Source organism: Streptomyces sp. NPDC020422 (genome assembly GCF_044386705.1).
Lineage (GTDB): Bacteria > Actinomycetota > Actinomycetes > Streptomycetales > Streptomycetaceae > Streptomyces.
Window position 1 is genome coordinate 696599 of the sequence record NZ_JBIRVJ010000004.1, and the last position, 6346, is coordinate 702944.

8 protein-coding genes are annotated in these 6346 nt (G+C 71.9%); 5 read left to right on the plus strand and 3 right to left on the minus strand.

Features of this window, described 5'->3' with window-relative positions:
• Window positions 1–4: 4 nt before the first annotated feature.
• From ACH414_RS14020 to proC, 4 genes are all read left to right on the plus strand, one after another.
• Window positions 5–502 (plus strand): hypothetical protein, encoded by a 498-nt coding sequence (locus ACH414_RS14020; protein WP_382547171.1) that lies wholly within the window; start codon window positions 5–7, stop codon window positions 500–502.
• A gap of 159 nt (window positions 503–661) precedes the next feature.
• Entirely contained in the window at window positions 662–1462 is an 801-nt protein-coding gene (locus tag ACH414_RS14025; protein WP_391770080.1) for an ABC transporter ATP-binding protein, read from the plus strand.
• A complete protein-coding gene (locus ACH414_RS14030; RefSeq protein WP_382546661.1) occupies window positions 1459–2196 on the plus strand; it encodes an ABC transporter permease in 738 nt (245 codons plus the stop codon). The genes ACH414_RS14025 and ACH414_RS14030 overlap by 4 nt, the downstream gene beginning before the upstream one ends.
• An 86-nt stretch (window positions 2197–2282) precedes the next feature.
• Window positions 2283–3092, plus strand: coding sequence for a pyrroline-5-carboxylate reductase (gene proC / locus ACH414_RS14035; RefSeq protein ID WP_382546659.1), 810 nt, complete (start codon window positions 2283–2285; stop codon window positions 3090–3092).
• Window position 3093: 1 nt separating this feature from the next.
• On the opposite strand, the gene ACH414_RS14040 is transcribed toward proC, so the two are convergent.
• Entirely contained in the window at window positions 3094–3684 is a 591-nt protein-coding gene (locus ACH414_RS14040) for a cysteine hydrolase family protein (RefSeq protein WP_382546656.1), read from the minus strand.
• Window positions 3685–3758: 74 nt separating this feature from the next.
• Between ACH414_RS14040 and ACH414_RS14045 the strand changes: the two genes are divergently transcribed.
• A complete protein-coding gene (locus tag ACH414_RS14045) occupies window positions 3759–4757 on the plus strand; it encodes a GlxA family transcriptional regulator (RefSeq protein ID WP_391770079.1) in 999 nt (332 codons plus the stop codon).
• Here the strand turns inward: ACH414_RS14045 and trpS are convergent.
• Window positions 4724–5725, minus strand: coding sequence for a tryptophan--tRNA ligase (trpS, locus tag ACH414_RS14050; protein ID WP_382546650.1), 1002 nt, complete (start codon window positions 5723–5725; stop codon window positions 4724–4726). The two genes, ACH414_RS14045 and trpS, sit on opposite strands and share 34 nt — an antisense overlap.
• Before the next feature lie 421 nt (window positions 5726–6146).
• A partial coding sequence (locus tag ACH414_RS14055) for a hypothetical protein (protein ID WP_398941924.1) occupies window positions 6147–6346 on the minus strand: 200 nt, incomplete at its 5' end.

The following is a 6346-nucleotide window of genomic DNA, read 5'->3' on the forward strand; positions in this document are numbered from 1 at the left end:
GATAATCGATCCCGTGAGCGACGAGAACCGCACCCCCGCAGGACCGCAGCCCGAGGAGATCCGTTTCTTCGGTACGACCTGGGTCGACCACACCGGCCACTACGCGCTGCGCCGTGTCGGCCTCGCCGCGGGCTCGCTCCTCGCCGCCGTCGCGGGCGGCTTCGTGCTGCGCTTCGCCTTCGAGGGCCTGCAGATCGCGGAGGTCGGCGGCTTCGTCAACGTGCTGGTGGTCGTCATGTTCGCGATCTGCAGCGCCATCGCCTTCCGCAAGACCTGGGAGGGCTTCGGGCGCCGCCCGGCCGACCCGGCCCGCGAGGACGCGCTGCGCAGCCTGAAGGCCATCGGCTTCATCGGCTCGCTGCTCGCCTACTCCCTGCGCTGCCTCACCGAGGCCCCCGGCGAGAAGCTGCGCCGGACGGAGTACGAGACGGCCCTGGCCCAGTTCGAGAAGCGCCGCGCGAGCCGCACGGGCAACCCGTCGGCGCGCAAGAAGAAGAAGTAGCAGCCCCCGAAGCAGTCTCTCGAAGCAGTCTCTCGAAGCAGTCTCTCGAAGCAGCCCGTCGAAGCGGCCCCGCGAAGGCGTCCCCCAAGCAGTCCCCTGTCCTAGTCACCCCGCGCGGAGGCTAGCCAAGGGGGCAGTCTCGGGCGCATTATTCATCGCATGATGAATAAGACGGGAGGTGCCGGCCCCGCCGACACCCACACCGGCGCCATCGTCGCCTCCGACCTCACCGTCGTACGAGGCGACCGCACCGTCCTGCGCGGCCTCGACTTCACCGTCCCGCCCGGCCGGATCACCGGCCTGCTCGGCCCCTCCGGCTGCGGCAAGACCACCCTCATGCGCGCCGTCGTCGGCACCCAGGCCCACGTCACCGGCACCCTCGACGTCCTCGGCCGCCCGGCCGGAGACCCCGCCCTGCGCCCCCGCATCGGCTACGTCACCCAGGCCCCGTCCGTCTACGACGACCTCACCGTCCGCCAGAACCTCGACTACTTCGCCGCCGTCCTCGTCCCCGGCCGCGCCCACCGCGCCGAGCGCCGCGACGCCGTCGACCGCGCCCTCGCCGACGTCGACCTCACCCACCACGCCGACGCCCTCGCCGGCCGGCTCTCCGGCGGCCAGCGCAGCCGCGTCTCGCTCGCCGTCGCCCTGCTCGGCACCCCCGAACTCCTCGTCCTCGACGAACCCACCGTCGGCCTCGACCCCGTCCTCCGCCGCGACCTGTGGGACCTCTTCCACCGCATCGCCGCCGAACGCGGCACCACCCTCCTCGTCTCCTCCCACGTCATGGACGAGGCCGAGCGCTGCCACCGCCTGCTCCTGCTCCGCGAGGGCGAACTCCTCGCCGAGGACACCCCCGAAGCCCTGCGCCGCCGCAACGACACCGCCACCGTCGAAGAAGCCTTCCTCCACCTCGTCGACGCCGCCGCGGCCCGCGCCGCCGCCAAGGAGCACGCATGAACCCGGCCCGCACCCTCGCCACCGCCGCCCGCGTCCTGCGCCAGCTGCGCCACGACCCGCGCTCCATCGCCCTGATGCTGCTCGTGCCGTGCGTGATGCTCTTCCTGCTGCGCTACGTCTTCGACGGCAGCCCGCAGACGTTCGACGGGATCGGCGCCTCGCTGCTCGGCATCTTCCCGCTCATCACCATGTTCCTGGTGACCTCCATCGCCACCCTGCGCGAACGCACCTCCGGCACCCTCGAACGCCTCCTCGCCATGCCCCTCGGCAAGGGCGACCTCATCGCGGGCTACGCCCTCGCCTTCGGCCTCGTCGCCGTCGTCCAGTCCGTCCTCGCCACCGGCCTCGCCGTCTGGTTCCTCGGCCTCGACGTCGTCGGCTCCCCCTGGCTGCTGCTCCTGGTCGCCCTGCTCGACGCCCTCCTCGGCACCGCCCTCGGCCTGTTCGTCTCGGCCTTCGCCGCCTCCGAGTTCCAGGCCGTCCAGTTCATGCCGGCCGTGATCTTCCCCCAGCTGCTGCTCTGCGGCCTGTTCACCCCGCGCGACCGGATGGCCCCCGCGCTCGAAGCCGTCTCGAACGCGCTGCCCATGTCGTACGCCGTCGACGGCATGAACCAGGTCCTGCACCACACCGCCGTCACCGCCGACTTCGTCCGCGACGCCGTCGTCGTCGCCGGCTGCGCCCTCCTCGTCCTCGCCCTCGGCGCCGCCACCCTCCGCCGCCGCACCGCGTGACCGCCCCTCGGACACGTACGGCACGGCGCACCCCACCGGTGCGAGGATGACGACACGTGACCCCCTCCGGCGAGGTGAACAGAGCCATGACCCAGACCGTCGCAGTCCTCGGCACCGGCAAGATCGGCGAGGCCCTCCTCAGCGGCATGATCCGCGCCGGCTGGCGCCCCGCGAACCTCCTGGTCACCGCGCGCCGCACCGAACGCGCCGAGGAGCTCCACGCCCGCTACGGGGTCGAGGCCGTCAGCAACGCCGACGCCGCCAAGCGCGCCGACATCCTCATCCTCGCCGTGAAGCCCCAGGACATGGGCCGCCTCCTCGACGAGCTCGCCCCGCACGTCGCCACCGACCGCCTGGTCATCAGCGCCGCCGCCGGCATCCCCACCGCGTTCATCGAGGAGCGCCTGGCCGCCGGCACCCCCGTCGTCCGCGTCATGCCCAACACCCCCGTCCTCGTCGACGAGGGCATGTCCGTGATCTCCGCGGGCAGCCACGCCACCCACGCCCACCTCGTCCACACCGAGGAGATCTTCGGCGGCGTCGGCAAGACCCTGCGCGTCCCCGAGTCCCAGCAGGACGCCGCCACCGCGCTCTCCGGCTCGGGACCCGCGTACTTCTACTACCTCGTCGAGGCCATGACCGACGCCGGCATCCTCCTCGGACTGCCGCGCGCCCAGGCCCACGACCTGATCGTCCAGGCCGCCATCGGCGCCGCCGTGATGCTCCGCGACAGCGGCGAACACCCGGTCAAGCTCCGCGAGGCCGTCACCTCCCCGGCCGGCACCACCATCAGCGCCATCCGCGAGCTGGAGAACCACGGCGTACGAGCGGCCCTCATCGCCGCCCTGGAGGCCGCCCGCGACCGCAGCCGCGAGCTCGCCTCCGGCAACGGCTGAGCTAGCGGGCCACCGCGCCCTTCAGCACGTCCTCCGTGCTCACGACCCGGGCGAACCGCCCGCCGTGCAGCGACACCGCCGTCGCCCGGGTCAGCTCCTCCGCCGTCTGCGACCAGCCGAACGGACCGGCCAGGTCGAAGGTGTGCATGGCGTCCAGCGCGAACAGCACGTCGTAGCCCAGGTTCCCGCCCATCCGCGCGGTCGTCTCGTTGCACATGTTCGTCTGGATCCCGACGATCACGATCTGCGCGACGTCCTCCCCGGTCAGCCAGAGGTCGAGTGAGGGCTGCCCGTAGAAGGCCGAGTTCACGGTCTTCGTGACCAGCAGCTCGCGCCCCGCGCCCTTCCCCCGCCGCTCCTCGACGAAGTCCTTGAACTCGTTGCCGGCCGTCCCCGCGGCGAGCGGCGAACCCGGCTGCGCCGAGTCGTGCCGCACGAAGACGACCGGCCGACCGGTCTCCTGCCACCGGTCGATCAGGGCCGCGATGTTCTCCTCGGCCGCCGGATTGTCCCGCCGCCCCCAGAACCCCTCGTCGTCGAAGCCCTTCTGTACGTCGATGACCACCAGCGCCGCGTTCTCCTCGATCTCCATGACCCCGATCCTGCCCCCGACCGCCGCCCCGCCCCAGCAGGAGAAAAGCCAGCGATCGATGGTTTACTGCCACCATGGCAGCCCCGCAGCGCATCGCCCTCCTCGCCTTCCCCGGCATCCGCGCCTTCGACGTCTCCGTCGTCACCGAGGTCTGGGGCAGCGACCGCACCACCCGCGGCGTCCCGCCCTTCGAACTCCGCCGCGCCGCCGCCGACCCGGCCACCCCCGTCCCCCTCCGCGGCGGCCTCAGCCTCACCCCCGACCGCCCGCTGCACTGGCTCACCGGACTCGCCCCCACCGACCTCGTCCTCGTCCCCGGCATCGAGGACCCGGACGCCGACGTCCCCGCCCCCGTCCTCGACGCCCTGCGCCGGGCCCACACCGCAGGCATCCCCGTCGCCGCCCTCTGCGCCGGCGCCTTCGTCCTCGCCCGCGCCGGCCTCCTCGACGGCCGCCGGGCCGTCACCCACTGGCAACTGGCCCCCGCCCTGGCCGCCCGCCACCCCGCGGTCCGCGTCGAGCCCGAGGCGCTCTACGTCGAGGACACCGGCATCTGGACCTCGGCCGGCACCGCCGCCGGCATCGACCTCTGCCTCCACCTCGTCCGCACCGCCCACGGCGCCGAGGCCGCCGCCGCCATCGCCCGCTCGATGGTCACCGCCCCCTTCCGCACCGGCACCCAGGCCCAGTTCATCGAGCACCCCACCCCCCGCGCCGACCGCGACGCCGACGCCCTCGCCGCCGTACGCGCCCACGCCCTCGCCCACCTCGACGAGCCGCACACCGTCGCGAGCCTCGCCGCCCGTGCCGGCATGTCCCCGCGCTCCTTCGCCCGCCACTTCCAGGCCACCACCGGCACCACCCCGCTCCACTGGCTCATCGCCCAGCGCGTGGCAGCCGCCCAGAAGCTCCTCGAACGCACCGACCACCCCCTCCCCGAAGTGGCCCGCCGCGCGGGCTTCGGCAGCGAGGTCACGATGCGCCAGCACTTCGCCGCACACCTCGCCACCAGCCCGCGCGACTACCGCAACGCCTTCCGTCAGGCGGCCGGCAGCAGCCCGATCGCCCGATAGGCCCGGTCCACCATCGGCCGCGCCATCCCCCGGGCCCGCTCGGCGCCCTCCCGCAGCACCCGCTCGACGTACCCCGGATCCGCCGCCAGCGCGGCATGCCGCTCCCGCACCGGCCGCAGCAGCTCCACGACGGCCTCGGCGGTGTCCTTCTTCAGGGCGCCGTAGGAGTCGTACGCCCCGGCGAGCTCCGCCGGGGCGCGACAGCCGGTGGCGGCCGCCAGCAGATCCACCAGGTTGGCGATCCCGGGACTCTCCTCCCGGTCGTAGACGACCTCGCGCCCGCTGTCCGTCACGGCCCGCATGATCTTCCGCCGCACCGTCTCCGCCTCGTCGAGGAGATAGACGATCCCGGCCCCGTTCTCGTGCGACTTCCCCATCTTCGACGTCGGGTCCTGCAGATCCATGACCCGAGCCGCCACCTCCGGATGCGTCGCCTTCGGCACGGTGAACACGTGCCCGTACCGCTGGTTGAACCGCACCGCCAGATCCCGGGTCAGCTCCACGTGCTGCGTCTGGTCCTCACCCACCGGCACCTCGTCGGTGCCGTACGCCAGGATGTCCGCCGCCATCAGCACCGGATACGTCAGCAACGACAGCCGCACGCCCTCCTCGGCCTCCCGCGCCCGGACGCTCTTCTCCTTGTACTGGATCATCCGCCGCAGCTCGCCGTCCGTGGCCGTGCACTCCAGCAGGTACGAAAGCCGCGCGTGCTCGTCCACATGACTCTGTACGAAGAGGGTGCAGCGCTCCGGATCCAGCCCCGACGCCAGCAGCAGCGTCGCCGCCTGCAGACTCAGCCGCCGCACCCGCGCCGGATCGTGCTCCACGGTCAGCGCGTGCAGGTCCACCACGCTGAACAGCGCGTCCGCCTGGTGCTGGTCCACCTCGACCCAGCGCCGCACCGCCCCGAGGTAGTTGCCCAGCGTCAGGTGCCCGGTCGGCTTGACCCCGCTGAAGATCCGCTTCATCGCGTTCGTCTCCCTCTCTCTCCGGAGCGCCGCCGGCCCGTCGGCCGGCCTCCCGGAGGGGGAAACGCGAACGGCCGCCGAGGCGGCGGCCGTTGTCTGCATGCGTGAGCTACGGGCCGCCGGTCAGGCGGCCCACCACTGGGTGGTGTGCGCATGCGTAGTCATACGGAGAGGGTACGCCTCAGACCCGAGGTTGACACGCGATTAACCGGTACGTAGTGTTCTCCGAGTTGTCCAGCGTGAGCACCGACTCCGGTCGGCCCCGGACAGCGATTCCGCAAGAACCTCTCAGCACCAGACGGTGTCGATTCGTCGTGCCGTCTTTGCTTTCCGTGTGTTTTTGCGAAATGAGGAATCCGCGTTCGAGGGTTTGAACGTGAGCCGCCCGATTAGCGTCGGGGGCGCGGAATCCGCTAAAGTCTCACTCGTCGGAACGGCCCAACAGCCGCGAAGACAACTCCCGCTGACTGGGAATCAGGCCCGAAAGGATCTGATAGAGTCGGAACCGCTGAAAGGCCCCGGAGCGAAAGCGAAAGGGACCGGAAAGCACCGAGGAAATCGGATCGGAAAGATCTGATAGAGTCGGAAACGCAAGAACGAAGGAAGCGCCCGGAGGAAAGC

What these genes read in the sequence shown, in the direction of transcription:
- ACH414_RS14025 (WP_391770080.1), top strand. Translation starts at nt 662, where the DNA reads ATGATGAATAAGACGGGAGGTGCCGGCCCCGCCGACACCCACACCGGC.
- ACH414_RS14030 (WP_382546661.1), top strand. Translation starts at nt 1,459, where the DNA reads ATGAACCCGGCCCGCACCCTCGCCACCGCCGCCCGCGTCCTGCGCCAG.
- proC (WP_382546659.1), top strand. Translation starts at nt 2,283, where the DNA reads ATGACCCAGACCGTCGCAGTCCTCGGCACCGGCAAGATCGGCGAGGCC.
- ACH414_RS14040 (WP_382546656.1), bottom strand. Translation starts at nt 3,684, where the DNA reads ATGGAGATCGAGGAGAACGCGGCGCTGGTGGTCATCGACGTACAGAAG.
- ACH414_RS14045 (WP_391770079.1), top strand. Translation starts at nt 3,759, where the DNA reads ATGGCAGCCCCGCAGCGCATCGCCCTCCTCGCCTTCCCCGGCATCCGC.
- trpS (WP_382546650.1), bottom strand. Translation starts at nt 5,725, where the DNA reads ATGAAGCGGATCTTCAGCGGGGTCAAGCCGACCGGGCACCTGACGCTG.